This window comes from Pseudomonas sp. GW458-11-26-14-LB4 (genome assembly GCF_059423925.1).
The window spans coordinates 22,894-45,379 of the sequence record NZ_JBWKYU010000005.1; the positions used below are offsets into that span (position 1 = coordinate 22,894).

Here is a 22,486-nt window from a genome sequence, read left to right on the forward strand (position 1 = left end):
CTCAGGCCGCCTCGATGGCTAGCGGGCGGCTCACCTGAAAATACGCGTGCAACCCGCGCATCGTCGGCAACTCCAGCGCTTGCGCTGCATAGCACAATCCCACCCGCCGGGTCGGCGCCGGCAGGTGCAGCGCGCGCACGACGATGCGTTCATGCCTGCTGACAAGCGACTGCGGCAACATCGCCACGCCGACACCCGCCGCCACCATGTGCAACGCCTGTTGCAGTGAACCGGCATGCCCCGCCACCGCTTCCGGCGAGCGTCCGTACAGCGCCATCAACCGCTGATGTGAAGGATGCTGTGGGCAGGTGATCCAGTCCTCGATCGGCGCCCAGCCGGCCTGCGCGTTTGCCATCGGATGATCGAGAGGCAGCGCCATCACATAGGACTCTTCCCACAGCGGCAGGAACAGTTCGTCCTCGCAGCACATTTCCTCGACCGCCAATCGACCATCGCCGTGACAGCCCTCTTCCAGGGTCAGCAACAGATTGGGCAACGCCTGATGGGCCATCCGCACGAAGGCTTCGATGTGACTGGCGGCGATGTCGCCTTCGATGCCGAGGGTCAGCGGCGCACGGTTTTCGCGGCCGCGAAACATCCGGCTCAGTGCCTCGGACTCGGCCACCATCCGCCGTGCCTGCGGGTATAGAAGACGCGCTTCGTCGCTGACTTCCACACCACGGGGCTGACGCACGAACAGCGTCGCGCCGAGTTCTTCTTCCAGCTGTTTGATGGTCACCGACAACGTGGGCTGACTGATGAACAGCCGTTGCGCGGCGGCGGTGATGTTGCGTTCCTCGAACACCGCGAGGAAGGCTTTGAGATGGCGGATATCCATAGGAGATTCCGATAGCAGACAGAGGAATAAGGCATTTTTCAGCCTCCAGCGGACTAAATATACTGCGTCACGAATCTGGTTATTTGTTTTTCTTATCTCAGGAGTTCAACCATGAGCAAGCCATTGATCATCATCACCGGCGCCAGCTCGGGCATCGGCGAAGCCACCGCCCGCCGCTTGAGCGCTGCCGGCCATCCGCTGCTGTTGCTGGCCCGGCGCATCGAACGCCTCGAAGCACTGGCCCTGCCGAACACCCTCAGCCGCCGCGTCGACATCACCGACCGCGCCGCGTTGCTGGCCGCTGTGGCCGAGGCGGAAGCGCAGTTCGGCCCTGCCGATGCGCTGATCAACAACGCCGGGGTGATGCTGCTGGGCGAGATGAGCAAACAGGATCCGGCGCAGTGGGACCAGATGCTCGACGTCAACGTGAAGGGCCTGCTCAACGGCGTGCACGCGGTGGTCGCCGGGATGATCGAGCGCAAGCACGGCACGATCATCAACGTCAGCTCGGTGGCCGGACGCAAGACGTTCCCGAACCATGTGGCCTATGTCGGCACCAAGTTTGCGGTGCATGGATTGTCGGAAAACCTGCGTGAAGAGTTGTCGCCGCATAACGTGCGGGTGACCACTATTGCGCCGGGTGCGGTCGAGACCGAGTTGCTGAGCCACACCACGGATGAGGCGATCAAAACCGGGTATCAGGCGTGGAAGCAGGACATGGGCGGCACGGTGTTGAGCGCCGAGGATGTGGCGACAGCGATTGCCTATGCGTATGGGCAGCCGCAGGGGGTTTGTATTCGCGAGATTGTGATGGCTGCGACTCGGCAGCAGGCCTAAAAGCTAAAGGCGAAAGGCAAAATCAAAAGCGCCCTCACCCTAACCCTCTCCCGGAGGGAGAGGGGACTGACCGAGGTGTCTTACGTCATACATCGACTTGAAATATTGAGTCGATTATGGATTCACAGCAAATCTCTCACGTCGGCGCATATCTCCAATATCCCCGGATCGGTCCCCTCTCCCTCCGGGAGAGGGCTAGGGTGAGGGCAAGCGATCCAAAGCCGAAAGCCGCCCCTCGATAAACCGCCGCTCCGGCTCTTGCCGAGTCAATTCCAAGGCTCGCCGGTAAGCCGCCCTAGCCTCCTCAACCCGCCAAAGCTGCCGACAAAACTCCGCCCGCGCCGAATGCGCCAAGTGGTAATCCTGCAATTCTCCACGGTCCAGAATCCCTTCAACCAGGGTCAACCCTGCCAGCGCCCCATCACGTTTGGCCACCGCCACCGCCCGGTTCAACTCGATCACCGGCGACGGCACCGCCCGCAGCAACACGTCATACAGCCCGACGATCTGTTCCCAATCCGTCTCCCCTGCCGTGGGCGCCTCGGCGTGCACCGCCGCAATCGCCGCTTGCAGGCAGTACGGCCCGAAGCGCCCCGTGGTCAGCGCTTTTTCCACCAGATCGCAGCCTTCGGCAATCAGCTCGGCATTCCACAATCGGCGATCCTGATCATCCAGCAGAATCAATTCCCCATCCGGCGAAGAGCGCGCCGACCTCCGCGACTCATGCAACAACATCAACGCCAGCAGGCCCATAACTTCCGGGTCCGGCAATAACTCCAGCAACAACCGCCCAAGGCGGATCGCCTCACGAGTCAAATCCTCGCGGGTCACCTGGGCGCCGCCGGACGCCGAATAACCCTCGTTGAACACCAGATAAATCACCCGCAACACACTGTCGAGACGCTCGGGCAATTCGCTCAGGCTCGGCACTTGATAAGGGATTTTCGCGTCACGAATCTTCGCCTTGGCCCGCACAATGCGCTGGGCAATCGCCGCCGGGGCCGAGAGAAATGCGCGGGCGATTTCTTCAGTGGTGAGGTCGCAGACTTCACGCAGGGTAAGCGGCACTTGCGCGTCCGCCGCCAGCGCCGGGTGGCAGCAGGTGAAGATCAGGCGCAGGCGATCGTCTTCCACGTCTTCGGCGTCCCATTCGGACTGTTCCAGTTCTTCCAGTTGCGCCAGCAATAACGGCTGCGAGGCCTTGAACCGCGCCCGCCGACGCAACACGTCGATCGCCTTGAAGCGCCCGGTGGACACCAGCCAGGTTCGCGGATTGTCCGGCACGCCGTCGCGCTGCCAGCGTTCGACCGCGACGAAGAACGCCTCGTGCAAGGCTTCTTCGGCGAGGTCGAAATCGCCGAGCAGGCGGATCAGGGTCGCGAGGATCCGCCGCGAGTCTTCGCGATAGACCTGCTCGACCCGCGCCCTGACCTCAGACATTCAACTGGCGCACGGGACGCACTTCGACGCTGCCGACCCGGGCCGCCGGAATGTTGCTGGCGACCTGAATCGCTTCGTTGAGGTCCCGTGCGTCGATCAGGTAGAAACCGGCCAACTGCTCCTTGGTCTCGGCGAACGGGCCGTCGGTGATCGACAGCTTGCCGTTGCGCATGCGCACCGTGGTGGCGGTCTGCACCGACTCCAGCGCTTCGGCGGCGACCATCCGGCCGCTGCCCTGGATCGACTCGGCGTAGGCCCAGCACTCGGCATCTTCCGGGCTGTCGGGCGACGAATGCAGCAGGCGCTCATCGCTGTAGACCAGGCATAAATACTTCATGGCGTTCTCCTGAATCGGACGGATCAACTATGGCTGAAGATCAGGGTTTCACATCGAACAGGGTCGCGCCGCTCATCGGGTCGAACGGTGCTGACCAGTGTTCGTGGGCGATCTTCCACGCCCCGCCCACCTGCCGGTAGCACGCGGTGACGCGCATCCAGCAACTCTGGGTTTCGCCCTTTTCATTGGTCCCGCCGCAGTTGGCGACCCAGTGGGCGAAGGCGATGTTGTCGGCGGTCTCGATGGCGATTTCGTGGAATTCGAAAATGTGCGGGCCGGGGCACATTTCCATGCAATCCACCCAGTGCGCGCGGTAGGCCGGTTTGCCCTTGAATTGCAGGGCCTTGATCGCATCGAAGGAGACGATGTCGTCGGCGTACAGGGCCATGACTTTTTCCACGTCCTTGGTCATCACCGCCTCGCGGTAGGTGTCGATCAGGCTTTGAATCTGCGCTTGCGTACTCATGGGGTTTCTCCCTGGTTTTTGTTGTGAAGACACCCTTAGTCGTTCGGCGATTTGCCGGATCGACAGTTGAAACAAAAAAATTCCGGAGAAGACAAAATCGCTAGAATCCGAGGCTCATCTTTGTAGGAAAAAGGAAATTCCCGTGTCAGCCAAACTCGTACCGTACGAGAGCCTTAACGCCTTGCAGCGTCAGCAAGTCGAAGCGATTGAAATCCACGCCGAGCAGATCAAGTTCTCCGGCGATATCCACGGCGCCCTGCATACGCTGCTGTCGAAACCCGGTCCTGGCGTGAAGGGTTTTGCCCTGCTGGCAGAAGATGAGCCAGTGGCGTTCCTGCTGCTCAAGCGCCCGCCGGTTCTGCCGGAATGGGCCGATGAACACAGCGCCACCCTGCATGCATTGCAGGTCGATCACCGCGCACAAGGCAAGGGCTATGGCAAGGCCTGCCTGCTGGCGTTGCCAGAAGTTGCGCGCCAGGCCTGGCCTGAAATCAAAGGACTGGAACTGTCGGTGGACGCCGACAATGACGCCGCGATTGCGCTGTACGCCAAGTACGGCTTCGTCGACAGCGGCGAAGCGTACAAGGGCCGCATCGGTTACGAGCGGCGGATGGGGCTGTTCTTCTAATTGTCGGGGGAGCAACGATGATCGATTCAATCGAAGCGCTGGAAGCCATCTACGGCTTGCCCCACGAACGGGCGGTGCGCAAGCAGATCGGCTTTCTCAACGAGGACTATCAGGCGATGGTCCGGGTCTCGCCGCTGGTGATTGTCAGCTCAGTCGGAGCTGATGGCATCGACGGTTCCCCGCGCGGTGATGCGCCGGGGTTTGTGCGGATCATTGACGAGCGCACCCTGGCCCTGCCGGATCGCCCCGGCAACAACCGCATCGATACCTTGCGCAACGTATTGCACGATCCGCGAGTGTCGCTGCTGTTCATCATTCCGGGGATTGGCGAGACGTTGCGGGTCAACGGTACGGCGACCATCAGCGCTGATCCCGAGTTGCTGGAAAGCTTCGCGGTGAACGGCAAACCGGCGCGTACGGTGTTGCTGGTGACGGTGGAGGCGGCGTTCTTTCATTGCTCGAAAGCGTTCGTGCGTTCGGATGCGTGGAACCCTGAAACCCACTTGCCGCGCTCGGCGCTGCCGACGGCGGGCGCGTTTCACAAGCGTCTGAATGATGGGCAGTTTGATGCCGAGGCTTATGATCGCGAGGCCCCGACGCGGGTGCGGGACACCCTCTACTGACACCGCCCACCCTCGTTCCCACGCTCTGCGTGGGAACGCATACCGGGACGCTCCGCGTTCCTGCCGCACCGCTGATGCAACGCCTGGCACCGTCATGACGCAGAGCGTCGAAGGCTGCATTCCCACGCAGAGCGTGGGAACGATCAGGTCAGGGGTTCTTCTTCAGAGCGTCAGGATCATCTCGTGCCACGCCATCCCGCCGTGGTCGGATTCGGACGGTTTGATGTAGGCAAAACCGAATCCGGCGTACAGCGGGATGTGCCGTTCCTTGCACATCAGGTGAATCGTCGCCTTGCCCTGCTCGCGCATGCGTTCGATGAACTCGCCCAGCAGACGCTTGGCCAGACCCAGGCCCTGATAGTCCGGATGCACCACCACCGACATGATCACCACATTCGGCCCCGCTGGGTCGTGGCCGATCAGTTCCTTGAACGCCTCGTCGGACATCTGCACATCAAACGCTGCACCGGAGTTGATGAACCCTGCCACCTGCCCGTCCACCTCGGCGACGATGAAACCGTCCGGCCAGGTGGCGATGCGCGTGGCGATCTTCTCGCGGGTCGCGGCTTCGTCGCCCTCATAGGCGAGGGTTTCGATGGCGTAGCAGCGGTCCAGGTCGGCGGCGGTGACGTGGCGGATGACGGTGTTCATGGCGGCTCGAAATCAGTGGAAACAAGGTCGCCAAGGATAAAGGAATAAGGTGTTCATATCGATCCGCGCAGGGGGCGTAAAGCCTGCGTATAAGCGCTTTTCTTCGGATTCGGGACGGTCTATTTCTGACGCCTGTCTCTGATCACCCGAGGGGGGAACCGTTTATGAGCAGCGTTGAGATCGGTTTGTTGATGGTGTTGGGCATCAGCTTTTTTGGCTTCATTACCCTGGGCATCGACCTGTTGCGGGCACGACGGATCAAGGGCAAGTAAGACTCGACCGGCAGCGCGAAGCCGATTCGCGCTGCCAGTTGCCGATCAGGTTTTCTTTTCCACCGGGACGCAGATTTCCAGCTTGCCGGTATTGAGCTTCGGGTTGAAATCGGCGCTGTAGCGTTCCAGCTCCGGGGCGTTGAGCCCTTTGTAGTCAGACGCTGGCAGCCAGGTGTTGTAGATGTAATCAATGGTCTGCGGCAGTTGATCCAGCGAACCTTTGTGTTCGAACACCGCGTACTGGCGCGGGAGGATTTCGATCCACGGATACTTCTCCTGCGGGAAGTCATCCAGCTTGCGGATTTCGACCCCGGCCATGTAATCGAAACCGCCGTTGCCGTCGAAATTGCTGCAGACACCGTAGGTCACTTCACCCTTCTGCCCCGGAATATTTCCGATGTGCGGGATCAGTTTTTCCCACAGCGCAGGGATGTCCTGAACGGTCTCTTGAGTGAAGCGATCGCGAAATCCTGCAATCAGCAGGAAGTGTCCATGTTCGAAGCGAGGTTCAGCCACTTCGACGCGTTTTTGCTCATCCATGACTCGACTCCTTGAACGAAAAAAGTGGGTTCGGCTGGGAGTATAGAAGCCAAACCCGATTCGCACATTTACAGCGTATGCAGGGCCTCGGCGGCGCCGGAACCGACGAACTCGTTATAACCGGATACGATCACGTAGACCGCGAAATAGCAGAAGATCGCTGCAGATGCCATGTAGGAATAGCGCAGGAGTTTGTCGCCCAGCAACTTGCCGCCATGGCTCGCGGCGAAGCACAGGCCTGCCGACCACAACAGCCCGGCGCACAGGAAGCCGCCGAGGAACAGCGCCGAGCTCAAAGGACCGCCGCCGCCGGAACGGGCGATCAACGTGCCGCCCACTGCCGCGAACCAAAGGATGGCGCTCGGCGACGACATGGCGAGAAAAATCCCACGGAAGAATTCCTTGCGATGGGAGTTCTGGCCGACCTCGGCGATCGCCGCCAGTTGCGCCTCGTGGTGGATCGCCGAATAGATCATCTTCGCCGCGAAGTAGATCAACAGCGCTGAACCGCCGATCCACAGCACCCAGCGCACGGTTTCGTATTGCAGCAGAACGGTCATTCCGGCCAGTGCCAGCACCGCGTAAATCAGGTCGCCGACGCAGGTGCCGAGGCCCAGCGCGAAGCCTTGAAAATAGCCGCGCTGCATCGCCAGGGTGATCATCGCGATGTTGGCCACGCCGATATCAAGGCACAGTGAAAGGCTCAGCAAGAAGCCGCTGGTAAATTCCATCAACCGGTTTTCCTTGAGAAAAAATTGTTTACAAAGGCTCTGGACAGTATGCCATCGCTGACCTTATCGTCCGCCACAGGTCACCGCAGTGACCAGCGTCGCTCGGACGGTTCCGGGCGCTTACGTTATCCGAGGCAACAATGGCTGAACAAGGTTCGCCGCGCCGCTTTGCGCGCATAGATCGACTCCCCCCTTACGTTTTCAACATCACCGCCGAGCTGAAGATGGCCGCGCGACGTCGTGGCGAAGACATCATCGACTTGAGCATGGGCAACCCCGACGGCGCCACGCCGCCGCACATCGTTGAAAAACTGGTGCAGGTTGCACAACGCGAAGACACCCACGGTTACTCCACGTCCAAGGGCATTCCGCGTCTGCGTCGGGCGATTTCCAACTGGTACAAGGAACGCTACGAGGTCGAGATCGACCCGGAAAGCGAAGCCATCGTCACCATCGGTTCCAAGGAAGGCCTGGCGCACCTGATGCTGGCGACTCTGGATCAGGGCGACACCGTACTGGTGCCGAACCCGAGCTACCCGATTCACATCTACGGTGCCGTGATTGCCGGCGCCCAGGTGCGGTCGGTGCCGCTGGTGCCGGGCGTGGATTTCTTCGCCGAGCTGGAACGGGCGATTCGCGGCTCGATCCCGAAACCGAAGATGATGATCCTCGGCTTCCCGTCGAACCCGACCGCGCAGTGCGTGGAGCTGGATTTCTTCGAGCGGGTGATTGCTCTCGCCAAACAGTACGACGTGCTGGTGGTGCACGACCTGGCTTACGCCGACATCGTCTACGACGGCTGGAAAGCCCCGTCGATCATGCAGGTGCCGGGCGCCAAGGACATTGCGGTGGAGTTCTTCACCCTGTCCAAGAGCTACAACATGGCGGGCTGGCGCATCGGTTTCATGGTCGGCAACCCGGAACTGGTCAGCGCCCTCGCGCGGATCAAGAGCTACCACGATTACGGCACCTTCACCCCGCTGCAGGTGGCCGCGATTGCTGCGCTGGAAGGTGATCAGCAATGCGTGCGCGACATCGCCGAGCAATATCGCCAGCGCCGCAATGTGCTGGTCAAAGGCCTGCATGAACTGGGCTGGATGGTCGAAAACCCGAAAGCCTCGATGTACGTCTGGGCGAAGATTCCCGACGCCTACGCGCACCTCGGTTCGCTGGAGTTCGCCAAGAAGCTGCTGGCCGAGGCCAAGGTCTGCGTCTCGCCGGGTGTCGGTTTTGGTGAGTACGGCGACGACCATGTGCGCTTCGCGCTGATCGAAAACCAGGACCGGATTCGCCAGGCGGTACGCGGGATTCGCGGGATGTTCCGGGCGGATGGCCTGGTGACCAAATCCTGACGTCATGATCGTTCCCACGCTCTGCGTGGGAACGATCAAAGTCATCACCCACAAAAAAACCGCATCGCTGCGGTTTTTTTGTGTCTTGCGTTCGAGGTTAAACGAACAGCGACAACAACAGAATAAAGCCCAGACCCACCACCGACAGGATGGTTTCCATCGCCGTCCAGGTCTTGAAGGTCTCGGCCACGGTCATGTTGAAGTACTGCTTCACCAGCCAGAAACCGGCGTCGTTGACGTGGGACAGGATCAAGGAGCCCGCACCGGTGGCCAGCACCAGCAGCTCACGGTTCACGCCCGGAATCATCCCGACCACCGGCACCACAATGCCCGCGCCCGTGATGGTAGCCACGGTGGCCGAACCGGTCGCGATGCGGATCACCGCTGCCACCAGCCACGCCAGCAGGATCGGCGAGATCTGCGCGCTGACCGCCATGTGGCCAATCACGTCGCCCACACCGCTGGTCACCAGCATCTGCTTGAAGCCACCGCCGGCACCGATGATCAGGATGATTGCGGCAGTTGGCGCCAGGCTCGCGTCGAGCCATTTGAGCATCTGCTGAGAACCGATGCCCTGCTTGTAGCCGAAGGTATACAGCGACAACAGCAATGCCAGCAGCAGCGCCGAGATCGGGTGACCGATCATGTCCATCCAGGTGCGGAAGAAATGACCGTCCGGCAGCGCCACGTCGGCGAAGGTTTTCAGCAGCATCAGGAACACCGGCAGCAGCACGGTGACCAGGGTGATGCTGAAGCTCGGTAGATTGGCCGAATCGTTTTCACGCGCCAGTTGATCGACCAATTCCTGATTCGGATGACCTGGAATGTGTTTGGCGATGAAGGTACCGAAGATCGGGCCGGCGATGATTGCAGTCGGCAGTGCGACGATCAGACCGTACAGAATGGTCTTGCCGATGTCGGCACCGAACACGCCGATGGCCAGCAGCGGGCCCGGGTGCGGCGGCACCAGACCGTGCACGGCGGACAGGCCGGCGAGCAGCGGGATGCCGATCTTGATGATCGACACACCGGTGCGGCGAGCCACGATGAACACCAGCGGAATCAGCAACACGAAGCCGATTTCGAAGAACAGCGGAATGCCCACCAGGAAGGCGGCGAACATCATCGCCCACTGGACCTTGTCCTTGCCGAAGGCGCGGATCAGGGTCTGGGCGATCTGATCGGCACCGCCGGATTCGGCCATCATCTTGCCGAGCATCGTACCCAGCGCGAGGATGATGCCGACGAAACCGAGCACGCCACCGAAGCCGTCCTGGAACGCCTTGATGATGGTGCCGATCGGCATGCCGGAGGTCAGGCCGAGGAACGCGGCGGCGATGGTCAGGGCAATGAAGGGGTGAATCTTGAATTTGGTGATCAGGACGATGAGTCCGATCACCGTAACCACTGCATCGAGCAGCAGGTAGGCGTCATGGGACATGCCAAACATGAGGGGGTGTCTCCTGGTTTGTTGTTGTTATTAAAGCGGGTTAATCAGAAGTCGCATGGACAGCGCTATCTTCGCAATCACACTCATACCGCCTGTTTCAGGCCATGGGCCTGCCACCAGACGTGGGCTTGCGACGCCAGTTCTTCAACGCTGTGGATCGAAGCATTCAGGGCCAGGGTCAACGGCTCGCCCTTGGGCGATTCGAGGGTGGCGAACTGGCTTTCGATCAAAGTGGCTGGCATGAAATGGCCCGGACGGTGGGACACACGTTCGGCGGCCACTTCAGGCGTCAATTCGAGGAACACGAAGCCCAGGCCCGGCAAGGCGCTGCGCAGACGTTCGCGGTAAATGTGTTTGAGGGCCGAGCAGGTCAGCACCGGGCGTTCGCCCAGGGCATCGACGCGACGCAGTTCATCGCACAGGCTGTCGAGCCAGCCGGCACGGTCTTCGTCATTCAGGGGGATCCCCGCGCTCATCTTTTCGATGTTCGCGGCCGGATGGAAAGTATCGCCTTCAATGGCAGTGGCGCCGCTCAATTGGCACAGGGCCTCGCTGACGCACGTCTTGCCGCAACCGGCAACGCCCATGATGACCAGGGCGGTGATGGGATGATTCATGTAACACCTCAGCGCGCAGACAGCGCTACCTTTGCTAGCTATGACTCTAGTGCACAGGCAGAAGTTGCCGACGCCTTCTTGTCGTTTTTTTGGGTTGCAGCAGGTTTTGTCGGTACGCCAAAAAGCGAGGATCAGGCAGGACCTCGCTTACGCATTTGCAGCTGCATAAGGACAGCGCTACCTTAGTGCCTTGATTTTTGTTTGGCAAGCCGCCCGATGACCACCCCTAAAAACGATAAAAACACCCGCACCACCGGCCGTCCCACCCTCAATGAAGTCGCCCGTCTGGCCGGCGTCAGCCCGATTACCGCCTCGCGCGCCCTGCGTGGGGTCAGCACGGTTGCCACCGAACTGGTGGAGAAAGTCCAGAAAGCCGCGCTGGAACTCAACTATGTGGTCAACCCCGCCGCCCGCGCTCTGGCCTCGGCCCAGAGCCATTCGGTGGTGGTTCTGGTGCCTTCGCTGTCCAACCTGTTGTTCATCGACACCCTGGAAGCCATTCATCGGGTACTGACGCCCAAAGGTTTCGAGGTGCTGATCGGCAACTTCCACTATTCCCGCGATGAAGAAGAAAACCTGCTGCGCAACTACATGGCCTATCAGCCACGCGGTTTGCTGCTCACCGGCTTCGACCGCACTGAAAGCTCGCGGCGGATGATCGAGGCCAGCAACATTCCCTGCGTGTACATGATGGAGCTGGACAGCGCGGCCGGGGTGAACTGCGTCGGTTTCTCCCAGCTCAGCGCCGGGGAAACGGCTGCCGAACATTTGCTGTCCCGTGGCCGCAAGCGTCTGGCGTACATCGGCGCGCAGCTCGATCAGCGCACCCTGCTGCGTGGCGAAGGCTTTCGCAAAGCGCTACAGAAGGCCGGTCGCTACGACCCGGATCTGGAAGTGCTGACCCCGCGTTCATCGTCCGTGGGCCTGGGCGGCGAGTTGTTCCTGCAACTGCTGGCGGCGCATCCGGATGTCGATGCGATCTTCTTCGGTAACGACGACCTGGCTCAGGGCGCCCTGCTCGAAGCGCTGCGCAACGGGATCAGGGTCCCCGAGCAAGTGGCGATCCTCGGCTTCAACGACCTGCCGATGTCGGAACACATGGTGCCGCGCCTGAGCAGCATCAACACGCCCCGCGAAGCGATCGGCAAGCGAGCGGCGGAGCAGATGCTGACGCTGATGGCCGGCAATAGCGTGGCGCGGCCGGTCGAAGACATGGGGTTCGAGCTGAAGATTCGCGAGAGCACCTGACCCCGCACGGCAATAACCTGTTGATCGTTCCCACGTCGAAGCGTCGAACCGTCCGCGTGGGAACGATCACCGGCCGAGTATTTCAACAAGCGCCAGCGCCCCCTTCTGCAACGGCTGGCTCTTGAGCCACACCGCGTGCACCGGCAGCACCAGGCCGTTTTCGATATTGCGGAAGTTCAACCGTTTCAGCCGTCCGCTATCGAGCCACGGCTGCACCACCGACAGCGGAAAATTGCCCCAACCCAACCCTGCCTCGACCATCTCCAGTGCCGTTTCCAGGTTATCGGTGCGCCAGTGGGATTCGGCTACCAGCGACCGGGTTTCGCTGATCGGCAAGTCGCGGCTGCCGACGACGATCTGCCGCACATGCACCAGGTCCTCAAGAAACAGATCCTGCCCCTGCAACAACGGGCTGTCCGCCGCCAGCGTGGCGATCATCCGCTCACTGCCGACAAACTGAAAACGCTCCAGCACATTCACGCTCAACCCGGCGAACGCCAGACACACGCTGACCCGGCCACTATGGAGCATCGCCAGCACGTCATCTTGCGGCGCGGTCAGCACTTCGATGTCGAGCAGTGGATGGCGCTCGCTGAGGTCCTTGATCGCCGCCAGCAACCGCCGCCGGTCGATATCCGCCGCCACGCCGATCGACAACTTGCTCTCCAGTCCCAGCGACAACTGCACCGCGTGCACCTGCAATTGCTTGAGCTGATCGGCGATCAACCGCGCATGGGGCACCAGCGACAATGCCATCGCCGTGGGTTGCGGCTCGCGATGGCTGCGATCAAACAGCGAGTAACCGAGTTCCGCCTCCAGATTGCCGATCGCCATGCTCACCGCCGACGGGACTCTGCCCAATGCCCTCGCAGCGGCGGAAAACGAGCCGCGTTCGATCACGGCGAGAAACAGCTCGATGCTTTCACTGTTGAAATTCAATTCGCACACCTATCAATAAAACTGAAAGCTACTGACTTTTTCTGTCATCTATATTGAAGCTATCTTTCGTCGCCTTCGCCAGTCCCATTGGCCACAAGTCGCAAGAAAGAGGCAATTCCCCATGCAAGGCGTCAAACGCAAACTGGTCTATGTGTCGCTCTATGAAGTGATCGGCATGACCTTCTCGGCCCTCGGCCTCGCCCTGTTGTCCGGCACATCGCCCGGCAGCACCGGTCCGCTGGCGGTGATCATCACCACCATCGCCGTGACCTGGAACTTCATCTACACCTCGCTGTTCGAGCGCTGGGAAAGCCGCCAGGTGTCACGCACCCGCACGGTGAAACGGCGCATCGCCCACGCCGTCGGGTTCCAGCTGACGCTGATCGTATTCCTGATTCCGCTGATCGCGTGGTGGATGAACATCAGTCTGGTGCAAGCCTTCTTGCTGGACCTGGCGCTGATCGTGTTCATCCCTTGCTACACCTTCGCGTTCAACTGGCTGTTCGACCGGGTATTCGGCTTGCCAGCGTCTGCGCTGCCCGATCCGGCGCCCGCGACATAAATCGTTAATTGGTAAGCGGATATTGCAAGAAATCGGCGGTTTTACCGCGCCAACCACCGATATAAACAATCCTTGATTTCCGATAGCAGGCTAAGCTTTTCCATCAATAAAAAATGGATCAGCCCATGACTGCACACGCCCCCGCCGCGCAACGCGACGGTATCGACCCGATACGCGCCGCCGAGATTTCCGCCCGCATCGACCGCCTTCCGGCCGTCGCCACGATCTGGCGGCTGGTGGCGCTGTTGTCGATCGGTGGTTTCTTCGAACTCTACGACCTGTTCCAGACCGCCTACATCAGCCCCGGGCTGATCCACGACGGCATCTTCGCCACCGGCAATCAGGGCGTGTTCGGTTTCTCCGATCAGGCTGCGTTTGCCTCGGCGACGTTCCTCGGCCTGTTTCTCGGCGCCAGCCTGCTCAGCCCGATGGCGGATCGTTTCGGGCGACGGGCGATCTTCACCTTCGCGCTGGTCTGGTACACCGTGGCCACGGTGCTGATGGGCGTGCAGAGTTCGGCGCTGGGGATCATCTGCATGCGTTTTCTGGTGGGCATCGGCCTCGGCATCGAGCTGGTGACCATCGACGCCTATCTCTCGGAACTGGTGCCCAAGCGCATGCGTAGTTCGGCGTTTGCCTTCGCATTTTTCGTGCAGTTCCTGTCGGTACCGGCAGTGGCGTTGATGTCCTGGTGGCTGGTGCCGCAGGCGCCGTTCGGGGTGTCCGGCTGGCGTTGGGTGGTGCTGGCGAGCGCGGTGTTTGCGCTGTTCATCTGGTGGCTGCGCAAGCGTCTGCCGGAGTCGCCGCGCTGGCTGGCCCAGCATGGCCGTTTCGATGAGGCGAACCGGATTCTCGACGGCATCGAGGCGCGCTGCGAAAAGGACCACCACCAGCCACTGGATGCACCGGAAGCGGTAGCCGTCGACGTCGAAGGCAAGGGCCGTTTCGCCGATATCTGGCAGCCACCTTACCGGCGTCGCGCGCTGATGCTGATCGTCTTCCACATCTTCCAGGCCATCGGTTTCTTCGGCTTCGGCAACTGGCTGCCGGCGTTGCTCTCCGGTCAGGGTGTCAGCGTCACTCACAGCCTGATGTACGCGTTCATCATCACCCTCGCCTACCCGCTCGGGCCGCTGCTGTTCGTCAAATTCGCCAACCGCTTCGAGAACAAATGGCAGATCGTCGGCTCGGCCCTCGGCGCCATGACCTTCGGCACCTTGTTCGCACTGCAGACCAGCGCCTTCGGCCTGATCTTCTGCGGTGTGATGATCACCTTCTGCAACGCCTGGCTGAGCTTCAGTTACCACTCCTATCAGAGCGAACTGTTCCCCACCAACATCCGCGCCCGGGCGGTGGGGTTCTGCTATTCGTTCAGTCGTTTGTCGACGGTGTTCAGCAGCCTGTTGATCGGTTTGTTCCTCGACCACTTCGGCACACCGGGCGTGTTGGCGTTCATCGTCGCCAGCATGTTGATCGTGATGCTGACCATCGGCTATTTCGGCCCTCGCACCCGTAACCTGGCGCTGGAAAACATCGCCCATCGCTGACGGACAACGGTCATCCTCTGCCGCCCTCCGGCAAGGGATGACCGCTTTGCCGGTTCACAAAAAACCACAAGCCATTGAAATAAAAGAACTTATTAGATAGGCATGGTAATTGCTCCCTAGGGCTGACAGTCATTACCTACAGGTCCTTTCATCATGTTGGTCAGTGCAAAACAACAGCAAATCATTCACCTGCCCAAGCCGCTGAATGACGATGCAACCGCCACGGCCGCGGCCGGCCTGCAAGGCGGTCTGCATGGCGCGATGCTGCAAACCCTGCAAAACCAGGCCCAGGCGCAAACCGCCGAAGCCACCGCCAAAGTGCGGGAATCGGCCACCCAACTGGCGACCCAGCAAGTCAGCGAAGCCACGCGTATCAGCGACAACGTCGACGAAGCGTTCGCCAAGACCCGTGTCGCCCTGCAAACCTCCGATACTTCGCCGAGCAAATCCTCAGGCTCATCGGCCCTGGACGAGTTCAAGGACTACATGAGCAAAACGCCGGAACAGCGTCTGCGCGACAGTATCCTCAAGGAAATGGGTCTGACCGAAGACGACATCAAAGCCATGCCGCCGGAGAAACAACTGGCCATCGGCAAAGAAATCGCCGAGCGACTGCAGGACAAGATGAAGCTGGCCGAAGCCGAGAAGCAGAACAAGCAAGATGCCAACTCGGCGAAGATCAGCGACGAGTCGGCTGACAAGTTCCTCGCTTCGCTCTGAAAAGCGGTGCAATAAAAAAGGATCCCCACGGGGATCCTTTTTTCAGCCGTGAAACCGTCAGTTCAACTGCAACGTCTCGTTGAACTGACTGATCGCATCCACCACATGCCGCGAGCCCTGCTGAATCTCCCGGATCGCATCCCCCGCCTCGTTCGCCAGTTCCACCCCGAGCCCGGTGCGGCTCAGGCTCGACTGCATGCTCGACACTGCGCTTAATGACAACTCGTGGTTCTTGCGCACCACATCGACGATCTCCAGGGTCGCCTGACTGGTCCGTGCCGCGAGGCTGCGCACTTCGTCTGCCACCACCGCAAAACCGCGCCCGTGCTCACCCGCCCGCGCCGCTTCGATGGCCGCGTTGAGCGCCAGCAAGTTGGTCTGGTCGGCAATTCCGCGAATGGTCTGAACGATGGTGCCGATGATGTCCGACTGCTTGCTGACGGCATCGATGCTCAGCGCCGCTTCGTTGAGGTCGCGGGAAATGTCCTGAATGATCTGCACCGTTTGCTGCACGACCTGTGAGCCTTTTTGCGCGCAGGCATCGTTTTGTACCGAAGTGCTGTGGGCCGATTCCGCAGCAGTCTGCAAGGTGGTCATCTGGTGGGTGATGTCACTGGCGAACTTCACCACTTTGTACAGCCGGCCCTTGGCGTCGAACAGCGGGTTGTACGACGCTTCCAGGTAAACGGTCTGCCCGGACTTGTTCTTGCGCTCGAAGCGGTGCGAGTGATATTCGCCGCGATTGAGCGACGCCCAGAACGCCTTGTACTGCGCGGACTCGGCCTCGACCCGGTGACAGAAAAGACTGTGGTGATGGCCGACGATTTCGTTGAGCGAGTACTGCATGGTCTTGAGGAAGTTGTCGTTGGCCGTGATCACATTGCCTTCCGGAGTGAACTCGATCACTGCCATCGACCGGCCGATGGCAGCGAGCATGCTTTCTTCTTCCTTTTCCTTGTTCACGCGCGCCGTTATGTCCGACGCCACTTTGATCACACTGCGGACCTGTTTGTCCGGGCCATACACCGGCATGTAACTGGCTTCGAGCCAGATCTCCCGACCGCTTTTGTTCAAGCGCAGGAAAGTCCCGCTGATGGGTTCGCCACGGGCCAGGTCACGCCACAACTTGGCGTATTCCTCGCTGCGATAAAACTCCTCTTCACAAAAGATCCGGTGATGTTTGCCACGCACTTCATCGGCGCTGTAGCCCATGGTCTTGCAGAAGTTTTCATTGGCATCCAGAACGATGCCCTCGGGGGTGAATTCGATCATTGCCATCGAACGGCTGATCGCCGCCAGCTTGGCGTTGGCTTCGGTCAGGGCACAACTGAAACGTTCGATTTCCTGCAGATCAGCCTTGTGATGTAGGTTGAACATGTCTCGATCACCTTCCGCGCGTTCTTTTGATTTGATGAAAGTTCAGGTCTTTCAGAATCCACCACTACGTTCCACAGAACAGGCACACGCCTTCCTCCACGGGAGGAAGTTGTCAGGTGATAAACGATGATTAATCGGAGAGTCCATGCGACGACGCTCTAATCAAGACATCCTTCTCTTGATAGCCCGCGGGCGGGCCATTCCTAACATGCAGAAGAACTTCCATTTAAAAAACAGCTCCTTGTCGGTCAAGTGTCGGTGCCTTGGATTGCGCACTCTGGCAGCTTTGAGATCGGTAACCGCTAGCGGCCGTAGCGCATTGGATGGCGTTCGACATAGTTAGTTATGAATGAGCATAGACAGCACGAAGCCTTGCGCAAGGCCACTAGTCGGCCAGTACTGAGGGAATTCGGACAGGAAGCGGACGAGAAACGGTTCAGCGCAAAAAAGTTTTGTCTGGTCGAACGCCATCGCGGGCAAGCCACGCTCCCACAGGTACCACGCAGGCTTGAACATCGCGCAGAACCTTGTGGGAGCGGGATTGCCCGCGATGGTATCGGTGCAGCACTACAGAAATATCAGAAACGAACTACAGACTCCCGCTCACCTTGTTTGCCACATCACCCGGCACCCAAGGCTTCCACACTTGCGGCTGATCGCGCAGGAACGCCTCGGCCACCTGCCGTGGTTGCTGGCGTTTCTCGCTCATCCCGGCCAGGGTCTGGTTCAGCAGATCGATCGGCAAATCGACTTTCTCAAAGAACGTCACCAGCTCCGGATACTGCGCCTTGAACGGCGCCGACACGCCAATCGCCAGGCTCGCCGGCATCGAGCGGGTGCCTTTCGGGTTGGGGTTGTTGGCGTCGGCCAGGGTTTTCCAGGCTTCGGCGTCGAACGGCGGCTCTTCCAGCTTCACCAGTTTGAAGCGACCGAGCAGCGGCGTCGGCGACCAGTAGTAGAACAGCACCGGTTTGCCGCGCTTGATCGACGACGCCACCTCGGCATCCAGCGCCGCGCCGGAGCCGGTGCGGAAGTTGACGAAGGTGTCGTTCAGCGCATACGCCTTGAGCTTCTGGCTGTTGACGATTTCCGAGGTCCAGCCGGTCGGGCTGTTGAGGAAGCGCCCACGGCTCGGGTCTTCCGGGTCCTTGAACACATCCTTGTAGCGCGGCAGGTCGGCCACCGATTTCAGCTCCGGTGCCAGCGGTTTGATCCCGCGCTCGGGATCGCCCTTGATCACGTACTCCGGCACCCACCAACCCTCGGTGGCGCCCTTCACCGTGTCACCGAGGCCGAACACTTTGCCCTCGGCGGCAGCCTTGACCCACGCCGGACTGCGCCCGGCCCACTCTTCGCCGATCACTTGAATATCGTTTTTCGCCAGCGCCGCTTCCAGGCTGACGGTGCTGCCCGGCAGCGTGTCCGTCGGGTAGCCGTAGCCTTTTTCGACGATCAGGCGCAGCACTTCGGTGATGAAGCTGCCGCTTTCCCAGGTGATGTCGCCGAAGTGGATCGGCGCGGTTTTTTCCGCTGCCACGACGTGCCCGGCAGTCAGGGTCAGGGCCAGCAGCGAACTGCCGAGCAGGGTTTTGATCGATCTCATGCGGACCTCTTGTTCTGGGAGGAAATCAGGGTTTGGTTGGCGCTATGGCGGTTGCACAGGGCCTGGGAACGGGTCATGTACAGGCTCACCGAACGCTGGGAGATGCCCAGTTCGGCAGCGATTTGCGGGTAGGTCAGGCCGTCGATGCGCGCCAGCAGAAAGGTCGAGCGCACCTTGCCTGGCAGGCGCCGGAGTGTCCGGTCCAGGTGCTTGAGGCTCTGCGACAGGTCGGCGAGTTCTTCGGGAGACGGCGCGTGATCGAGGTCACCTTGTTGCAGTTGGTGCAGATGCCGACGCTCCAGATCGCCCCGCCGCCAGCGCTCATACAGCAGACGTTGGGCGATGGTGGTGAGCAAGGCGCGGGGTTCGCGAATGGCGGTCAGCCCCGGCGCTTCGAGCAGTTGCGCGAAGGTTTCGGCGGCGATGTCTTCGGCCGTGGCCGCATCATTCGATTGCCGACGCAGACGTGTGCACAACCACTGGTAATGGTCGCGAAACAACGTGTTCACATGATTGCGATGGGATGAGTCGGCGCCGGACATGGGGGCTCCTTGGTAAAGGGTCGCTGATGTCCGGTCGTCCGGTGGCGCGATCCTAGCAAGGTGCCTTATGCGTTAAAAATACTTAAAAAGAATTTTTATATTCCATTAGTGAATTACAAGAAGCCGCTAACGCAAGCGGCCATAACCCAGTTCTTCGGCCTCGCGCTGGTAATCCAGCAAGACGAGGTAATCGCTTTCGCTGGCGGGCAATACTTCGGGCAAACCGAGGGTGCGGGCCACATCGGGCAGGTCTTGAAGACTGCGGTTCATGGCCCGGCGCAGATGTTCAATCTGCTGGTCCGTCGTGCTGGCAGCGGTGATGAAGGGCAAGGTTGGGCTGAACGCACTGCGCGCCACCATTCGCAATCCGCTGACCTCTGCGGCGGCGTACTGCGCCAGATACGCAAAGGTCACGCTGTCGATGGCCGCCAGATCGACGTGGTCTTCGCGCAACAAGCGCAGGCTTTCGCGATGACCGCCACTGATGCCGACCGAGGCGAAAAACTGGCCGTCCCGGTGCAACGGCGCCAGACGCTGACGCAACAGATTCATGCCGCTGTTGGAGTCTTCGCTGTTGATCACCCCGCGACTGTCGTAGAACTCCGCCAGATTGCGACGCCGATCATCGGCGCGGGCGAGGATCAGGCTGCAATGGTTGCCGGCGCTGGCGTCCGGCAATTCGTAGCGCGGACGGCCAACAATCCTCACCTGCCCACGCAGCGCGGTCATCAGCGGATAGCCGCAGGTCTGGGTCAGCAACAACTCAGGCGAACGCCAGAGTTCGAGCAACGACTGACCGTCGGCATCAAGCCGCGAACGGCCGAGGTGTTCGAGGATCCGCGCCAGCCACTGCTCGTTCGCCGCGCGGATCGGCTCGGGTGCGATGTACATCAACAGCTCTGCGTAACCTGACGTCATGGTGGCCTCAAATAAACGGATGCTGCGGGCTGTCGATCGGCTTGATGCCGTGCCGGCGCCACAGTTGGCCATAACCTTGCACCAGAAATCCGCCGCTGCGCGCCACCCATTGTTCCCGGCGCATGCGGTAGGCCTCGGGCAAGTCGTACCACGAAAGCTTCGGCAAATCGTGGTGCACCAGATGGAAATTCAGGTTCAGGAACAGCCAGCGCCACGGCCATCCGGCTTCGTTGAGCACCGTGCGCTGCTCCGGTTGCGTGTGCGGCCGGTGTTCATAGTAGGAGCGAACCATCGCGATCGACAGCGCCGGCACGCTGATCAAAAACAGGTAATGCCAGACCGGCAACACACTGTAGCGGGCGATGAAAAACAGCATCAGTACGGTCAGGGCACCGTGGGTCAGCCACATCAGCCAGGCCTGGCGTTCACGGTTTTTCAGGCGTTGCAGTTCTTCGCCGGCCAGCGCCAGCAACGCCAGCGGCGCGCCAAGAATGAAGCGGCCCAATACGGTTTTGTTCAGCCAGTGCAGGCTGCGTTCGAACAGCGAACTGCCCTGCCAGCGTTCGGCGCTCAGATAACGGCTTTCGGGATCGACACCGGGGATCGTCAGGTCTTCGTCGCGATGGTGCTGCAAATGGCTGTCGCGATAGAGCGTGTACGGATACCACACCGCAAACGGCGCATAGCCGAGGATTTTGTTGACGAAGGTCCAGCGCGTCGGATGTCCGTGGAGCAATTCGTGCTGAGCCGACAGCCACAACACCAGCAACGGAATCAGCAGCAGCGTGCTCCACCAGAGGCCAAGCCATTCGCTGCCCAGCACAATCGCAAACCAGCCGCCGTACACGCCGACCAGCAGCAGCCAGGTCGGCCACTCGGTGCGGGCGGTGAAGCGCTGGCGCAGGGTTTCGATTTGCTGACGATGCTGATCGTCAAAGTAATGGGCCATGGCGTTGCTCGGAAGAGGAGTCCATTCCTTCTGTGCAACGACAACGGAAATTCTTGCAGATTATTTTTTCAGGCTGTTTTCTAGGACAAGACAGGAGCCCGTATCCGGGCTCCCGAACGGCGTGATCAATGGCCAAAGATGTCGACTTTCTTCGCCCTTTTCTCGTGGCGTTTTTCGATGGCGGTCTTGGCCGGTTTCTTCTTCGCGGCTTTCTTCGAATCCATACCTTTGGACATGATGCGTACTCCACTCAGAGGGGATGTGAGATCAGGTATACACCTATCCCGGCGGGCACGTTGTTTTATAATCCGCGGCTTTTGCACCGGCAGTCCGATTCATGACCGACATCCGTTACAGCCAGCTCGACGACCTGTCCTGGCCCTTGATGAACAAGTTCTACCGCCAGCATCAATCGTCGATGAAAGCGGTGCGCGAAGCGCGATTGTGGGTGGCGCGGCGGGAGGAAATCGTGGCGGCGCTGTGTCTGCGGCCGGTGTTCGGCGGGCATTGGCTGACCGGGTTGTTCGTCGATCCGGCCTGTCGCGAACAGGGCATTGCCGCGCAGTTGATTGCCGAAGCGGTGAAGGGCGTCGAGGCGCCGGTGTGGCTGTTCTGCCACCCGGACTTGCGCGGTTTCTACGAGCGACGCGCCTTCACCTTCGACCCCGCCCTGCCCCAGGCCATGGCCGAGCGCTTGAGCCGTTATGCGCGGAGCAAACCGATGATTGCCATGGAGCTGGCACCGCGCGCGGACTAGTCAGTCGTCGGCGTCGGGGTCGAGGTCCGGAAACATCACCTCGGTGAAACCGAACTTGCTGAAATCGGTAATGCGCGACGGGTACAGCCGCCCAATCAGGTGATCACACTCATGCTGCACCACCCGCGCATGGAATCCCGAAGCCACACGCACAATCGGCTCGCCCTTCGGATCGACGCCTTCGTAACGAATCTGCTGATAACGATCCACCGCGCCCCGCAGGCCAGGCACCGACAGGCAGCCCTCAAAACCCTCTTCCATCAACGGACTGAGCGGCGTGATCAGCGGGTTGATCAGGATCGTCTGCGGCACCGCTTCGGCGTCCGGGTAACGCTCGCTGTGCTCGAAACCGAAGATCACCAGTTGCAGGTCGACACCGATCTGCGGCGCGGCCAGGCCGACCCCGCCCACGCTTTCCATGGTCTGGAACATGTCGTCGATCAGTTGCCATAGTTCCGGGCTGTCGAGCATTTCGGCGGGCACTGGCGGGGCGATGCGCAGCAGGCGTTCGTCGCCCATCTTCAGGATTTCACGGATCATGA

Annotated in this window: 25 protein-coding genes and 1 pseudogene; 9 read left to right on the top strand and 17 right to left on the bottom strand. The window is 60.6% G+C overall.

Translation table 11 applies throughout. The features are described 5' to 3' along the window. Position 1 precedes the first annotated feature (1 nt). Complete coding sequence (locus tag AC07XZ_RS08340; protein ID WP_102687287.1) at positions 2–838, bottom strand: LysR family transcriptional regulator; 837 nt, start codon at positions 836–838, stop codon at positions 2–4. Between the two features lie 111 nt (positions 839–949). Here AC07XZ_RS08340 and AC07XZ_RS08345 point away from each other — a divergent pair, with 111 nt between their 5' ends. Then, on the top strand, positions 950–1,675 hold the full coding sequence (locus tag AC07XZ_RS08345; protein ID WP_011335572.1) for an SDR family oxidoreductase: 726 nt from the start codon (positions 950–952) through the stop codon (positions 1,673–1,675). Positions 1,676–1,870: 195 nt separating this feature from the next. On the opposite strand, the gene AC07XZ_RS08350 is transcribed toward AC07XZ_RS08345, so the two are convergent. Genes AC07XZ_RS08350 through AC07XZ_RS08360 form a run of 3 tightly spaced genes read right to left on the bottom strand, consistent with a single transcriptional unit; the run spans position 1,871 to position 3,918 of the window. Beyond that, positions 1,871–3,115, bottom strand: coding sequence for an RNA polymerase sigma factor (locus AC07XZ_RS08350; RefSeq protein WP_102687286.1), 1,245 nt, complete (start codon positions 3,113–3,115; stop codon positions 1,871–1,873). After that, complete coding sequence (locus AC07XZ_RS08355) at positions 3,108–3,452, bottom strand: YciI family protein (RefSeq protein WP_102687285.1); 345 nt, start codon at positions 3,450–3,452, stop codon at positions 3,108–3,110. The genes AC07XZ_RS08350 and AC07XZ_RS08355 overlap by 8 nt, the downstream gene beginning before the upstream one ends. 40 nt (positions 3,453–3,492) lie before the next feature. Continuing rightward, entirely contained in the window at positions 3,493–3,918 is a 426-nt protein-coding gene (locus tag AC07XZ_RS08360) for a YybH family protein (RefSeq protein ID WP_085606525.1), read from the bottom strand. A gap of 142 nt (positions 3,919–4,060) precedes the next feature. On the opposite strand from AC07XZ_RS08360, the gene AC07XZ_RS08365 reads away from it, so the two are divergent. Next, positions 4,061–4,546 (top strand): GNAT family N-acetyltransferase, encoded by a 486-nt coding sequence (locus AC07XZ_RS08365; RefSeq protein WP_085745160.1) that lies wholly within the window; start codon positions 4,061–4,063, stop codon positions 4,544–4,546. A 17-nt stretch (positions 4,547–4,563) separates the two neighbouring features. Continuing rightward, the gene (locus tag AC07XZ_RS08370; protein ID WP_102687284.1) at positions 4,564–5,169 is read left to right on the top strand and encodes a pyridoxamine 5'-phosphate oxidase family protein; all 606 of its coding nucleotides are present in this window, start codon (positions 4,564–4,566) and stop codon (positions 5,167–5,169) included. A gap of 162 nt (positions 5,170–5,331) precedes the next feature. On the opposite strand, the gene AC07XZ_RS08375 is transcribed toward AC07XZ_RS08370, so the two are convergent. The 3 genes from AC07XZ_RS08375 to AC07XZ_RS08385 all read right to left on the bottom strand — a co-directional run bounded on the left by AC07XZ_RS08375 (position 5,332) and on the right by AC07XZ_RS08385 (position 7,363). Next, positions 5,332–5,820 carry a GNAT family N-acetyltransferase gene (locus AC07XZ_RS08375; protein ID WP_007951113.1) on the bottom strand — a complete coding sequence of 163 codons (489 nt, stop codon included), beginning with the start codon at positions 5,818–5,820 and terminating at the stop codon, positions 5,332–5,334. A gap of 317 nt (positions 5,821–6,137) precedes the next feature. After that, entirely contained in the window at positions 6,138–6,632 is a 495-nt protein-coding gene (locus tag AC07XZ_RS08380; RefSeq protein WP_102687283.1) for a GyrI-like domain-containing protein, read from the bottom strand. Between the two features lie 68 nt (positions 6,633–6,700). Next, the gene (locus tag AC07XZ_RS08385) at positions 6,701–7,363 is read right to left on the bottom strand and encodes a LysE family translocator (RefSeq protein ID WP_102687282.1); all 663 of its coding nucleotides are present in this window, start codon (positions 7,361–7,363) and stop codon (positions 6,701–6,703) included. Between the two features lie 140 nt (positions 7,364–7,503). Between AC07XZ_RS08385 and alaC the strand changes: the two genes are divergently transcribed. Continuing rightward, positions 7,504–8,715 carry an alanine transaminase gene (alaC, locus tag AC07XZ_RS08390; RefSeq protein ID WP_102687281.1) on the top strand — a complete coding sequence of 404 codons (1,212 nt, stop codon included), beginning with the start codon at positions 7,504–7,506 and terminating at the stop codon, positions 8,713–8,715. A 97-nt stretch (positions 8,716–8,812) separates the two neighbouring features. On the opposite strand, the gene AC07XZ_RS08395 is transcribed toward alaC, so the two are convergent. Together AC07XZ_RS08395 and AC07XZ_RS08400 are read right to left on the bottom strand one after the other, a co-directional pair. Next, positions 8,813–10,165 carry a GntP family permease gene (locus AC07XZ_RS08395; RefSeq protein ID WP_064598879.1) on the bottom strand — a complete coding sequence of 451 codons (1,353 nt, stop codon included), beginning with the start codon at positions 10,163–10,165 and terminating at the stop codon, positions 8,813–8,815. Between the two features lie 83 nt (positions 10,166–10,248). Further along, complete coding sequence (locus AC07XZ_RS08400; RefSeq protein ID WP_007951121.1) at positions 10,249–10,782, bottom strand: gluconokinase; 534 nt, start codon at positions 10,780–10,782, stop codon at positions 10,249–10,251. 216 nt (positions 10,783–10,998) lie between these two features. On the opposite strand from AC07XZ_RS08400, the gene gntR reads away from it, so the two are divergent. After that, positions 10,999–12,030, top strand: coding sequence for an HTH-type transcriptional regulator GntR (gntR, locus tag AC07XZ_RS08405; protein ID WP_102687280.1), 1,032 nt, complete (start codon positions 10,999–11,001; stop codon positions 12,028–12,030). A 66-nt stretch (positions 12,031–12,096) separates the two neighbouring features. Here the strand turns inward: gntR and AC07XZ_RS08410 are convergent, their stop codons facing one another. Then, complete coding sequence (locus AC07XZ_RS08410; protein ID WP_102687279.1) at positions 12,097–12,969, bottom strand: LysR family transcriptional regulator; 873 nt, start codon at positions 12,967–12,969, stop codon at positions 12,097–12,099. 121 nt (positions 12,970–13,090) lie between these two features. Here AC07XZ_RS08410 and AC07XZ_RS08415 point away from each other — a divergent pair, with 121 nt between their 5' ends. From AC07XZ_RS08415 to AC07XZ_RS08425, 3 genes are all read left to right on the top strand, one after another. Further along, complete coding sequence (locus tag AC07XZ_RS08415) at positions 13,091–13,531, top strand: PACE efflux transporter (RefSeq protein ID WP_102687278.1); 441 nt, start codon at positions 13,091–13,093, stop codon at positions 13,529–13,531. A gap of 125 nt (positions 13,532–13,656) precedes the next feature. After that, positions 13,657–15,078, top strand: coding sequence for an MFS transporter (locus tag AC07XZ_RS08420; protein WP_085745167.1), 1,422 nt, complete (start codon positions 13,657–13,659; stop codon positions 15,076–15,078). Positions 15,079–15,231: 153 nt separating this feature from the next. After that, the gene (locus tag AC07XZ_RS08425; RefSeq protein ID WP_085745168.1) at positions 15,232–15,798 is read left to right on the top strand and encodes a hypothetical protein; all 567 of its coding nucleotides are present in this window, start codon (positions 15,232–15,234) and stop codon (positions 15,796–15,798) included. A gap of 57 nt (positions 15,799–15,855) precedes the next feature. Here the strand turns inward: AC07XZ_RS08425 and AC07XZ_RS08430 are convergent, their stop codons facing one another. From AC07XZ_RS08430 to AC07XZ_RS08455, 6 genes and pseudogenes are all read right to left on the bottom strand, one after another. Continuing rightward, entirely contained in the window at positions 15,856–16,395 is a 540-nt protein-coding gene (locus AC07XZ_RS08430; RefSeq protein WP_371320920.1) for a methyl-accepting chemotaxis protein, read from the bottom strand. 9 nt (positions 16,396–16,404) lie between these two features. Then, positions 16,405–17,175 (bottom strand): annotated as a pseudogene (locus AC07XZ_RS08435) (PAS domain-containing protein); the annotation flags it as partial. Positions 17,176–17,764: 589 nt separating this feature from the next. Beyond that, positions 17,765–18,778 (bottom strand): ABC transporter substrate-binding protein, encoded by a 1,014-nt coding sequence (locus AC07XZ_RS08440; RefSeq protein WP_085745170.1) that lies wholly within the window; start codon positions 18,776–18,778, stop codon positions 17,765–17,767. After that, entirely contained in the window at positions 18,775–19,320 is a 546-nt protein-coding gene (locus AC07XZ_RS08445; protein WP_085745171.1) for a sigma-70 family RNA polymerase sigma factor, read from the bottom strand. Before AC07XZ_RS08445 ends, AC07XZ_RS08440 begins: the two co-directional genes overlap by 4 nt. Before the next feature lie 126 nt (positions 19,321–19,446). After that, on the bottom strand, positions 19,447–20,238 hold the full coding sequence (locus AC07XZ_RS08450; protein ID WP_102687276.1) for a phosphate/phosphite/phosphonate ABC transporter substrate-binding protein: 792 nt from the start codon (positions 20,236–20,238) through the stop codon (positions 19,447–19,449). A gap of 7 nt (positions 20,239–20,245) precedes the next feature. Beyond that, positions 20,246–21,187, bottom strand: a complete 942-nt coding sequence (locus tag AC07XZ_RS08455) for a fatty acid desaturase (RefSeq protein WP_102687275.1) — start codon at positions 21,185–21,187, stop codon at positions 20,246–20,248. A 337-nt stretch (positions 21,188–21,524) separates the two neighbouring features. Here AC07XZ_RS08455 and AC07XZ_RS08460 point away from each other — a divergent pair, with 337 nt between their 5' ends. After that, entirely contained in the window at positions 21,525–21,944 is a 420-nt protein-coding gene (locus tag AC07XZ_RS08460; protein ID WP_102687274.1) for a GNAT family N-acetyltransferase, read from the top strand. Here the strand turns inward: AC07XZ_RS08460 and def are convergent, their stop codons facing one another. Next, on the bottom strand, positions 21,945–22,484 hold the full coding sequence (gene def, locus AC07XZ_RS08465) for a peptide deformylase (protein ID WP_085745175.1): 540 nt from the start codon (positions 22,482–22,484) through the stop codon (positions 21,945–21,947). Positions 22,485–22,486: the final 2 nt, after the last annotated feature.

What these genes read in the sequence shown, in the direction of transcription:
- AC07XZ_RS08340 (WP_102687287.1), bottom strand. Translation starts at nt 838, where the DNA reads ATGGATATCCGCCATCTCAAAGCCTTCCTCGCGGTGTTCGAGGAACGC.
- AC07XZ_RS08415 (WP_102687278.1), top strand. Translation starts at nt 13,091, where the DNA reads ATGCAAGGCGTCAAACGCAAACTGGTCTATGTGTCGCTCTATGAAGTG.
- AC07XZ_RS08445 (WP_085745171.1), bottom strand. Translation starts at nt 19,320, where the DNA reads ATGTCCGGCGCCGACTCATCCCATCGCAATCATGTGAACACGTTGTTT.
- AC07XZ_RS08380 (WP_102687283.1), bottom strand. Translation starts at nt 6,632, where the DNA reads ATGGATGAGCAAAAACGCGTCGAAGTGGCTGAACCTCGCTTCGAACAT.
- AC07XZ_RS08355 (WP_102687285.1), bottom strand. Translation starts at nt 3,452, where the DNA reads ATGAAGTATTTATGCCTGGTCTACAGCGATGAGCGCCTGCTGCATTCG.
- AC07XZ_RS08420 (WP_085745167.1), top strand. Translation starts at nt 13,657, where the DNA reads ATGACTGCACACGCCCCCGCCGCGCAACGCGACGGTATCGACCCGATA.
- AC07XZ_RS08455 (WP_102687275.1), bottom strand. Translation starts at nt 21,187, where the DNA reads ATGGCCCATTACTTTGACGATCAGCATCGTCAGCAAATCGAAACCCTG.
- AC07XZ_RS08425 (WP_085745168.1), top strand. Translation starts at nt 15,232, where the DNA reads ATGTTGGTCAGTGCAAAACAACAGCAAATCATTCACCTGCCCAAGCCG.
- AC07XZ_RS08395 (WP_064598879.1), bottom strand. Translation starts at nt 10,165, where the DNA reads ATGTTTGGCATGTCCCATGACGCCTACCTGCTGCTCGATGCAGTGGTT.
- def (WP_085745175.1), bottom strand. Translation starts at nt 22,484, where the DNA reads ATGATCCGTGAAATCCTGAAGATGGGCGACGAACGCCTGCTGCGCATC.
- AC07XZ_RS08350 (WP_102687286.1), bottom strand. Translation starts at nt 3,115, where the DNA reads ATGTCTGAGGTCAGGGCGCGGGTCGAGCAGGTCTATCGCGAAGACTCG.
- AC07XZ_RS08430 (WP_371320920.1), bottom strand. Translation starts at nt 16,395, where the DNA reads ATGACCACCTTGCAGACTGCTGCGGAATCGGCCCACAGCACTTCGGTA.
- AC07XZ_RS08460 (WP_102687274.1), top strand. Translation starts at nt 21,525, where the DNA reads ATGACCGACATCCGTTACAGCCAGCTCGACGACCTGTCCTGGCCCTTG.
- AC07XZ_RS08375 (WP_007951113.1), bottom strand. Translation starts at nt 5,820, where the DNA reads ATGAACACCGTCATCCGCCACGTCACCGCCGCCGACCTGGACCGCTGC.
- AC07XZ_RS08400 (WP_007951121.1), bottom strand. Translation starts at nt 10,782, where the DNA reads ATGAATCATCCCATCACCGCCCTGGTCATCATGGGCGTTGCCGGTTGC.
- AC07XZ_RS08345 (WP_011335572.1), top strand. Translation starts at nt 950, where the DNA reads ATGAGCAAGCCATTGATCATCATCACCGGCGCCAGCTCGGGCATCGGC.
- AC07XZ_RS08450 (WP_102687276.1), bottom strand. Translation starts at nt 20,238, where the DNA reads ATGACGTCAGGTTACGCAGAGCTGTTGATGTACATCGCACCCGAGCCG.
- AC07XZ_RS08370 (WP_102687284.1), top strand. Translation starts at nt 4,564, where the DNA reads ATGATCGATTCAATCGAAGCGCTGGAAGCCATCTACGGCTTGCCCCAC.
- AC07XZ_RS08385 (WP_102687282.1), bottom strand. Translation starts at nt 7,363, where the DNA reads ATGGAATTTACCAGCGGCTTCTTGCTGAGCCTTTCACTGTGCCTTGAT.
- AC07XZ_RS08440 (WP_085745170.1), bottom strand. Translation starts at nt 18,778, where the DNA reads ATGAGATCGATCAAAACCCTGCTCGGCAGTTCGCTGCTGGCCCTGACC.
- alaC (WP_102687281.1), top strand. Translation starts at nt 7,504, where the DNA reads ATGGCTGAACAAGGTTCGCCGCGCCGCTTTGCGCGCATAGATCGACTC.
- gntR (WP_102687280.1), top strand. Translation starts at nt 10,999, where the DNA reads ATGACCACCCCTAAAAACGATAAAAACACCCGCACCACCGGCCGTCCC.
- AC07XZ_RS08360 (WP_085606525.1), bottom strand. Translation starts at nt 3,918, where the DNA reads ATGAGTACGCAAGCGCAGATTCAAAGCCTGATCGACACCTACCGCGAG.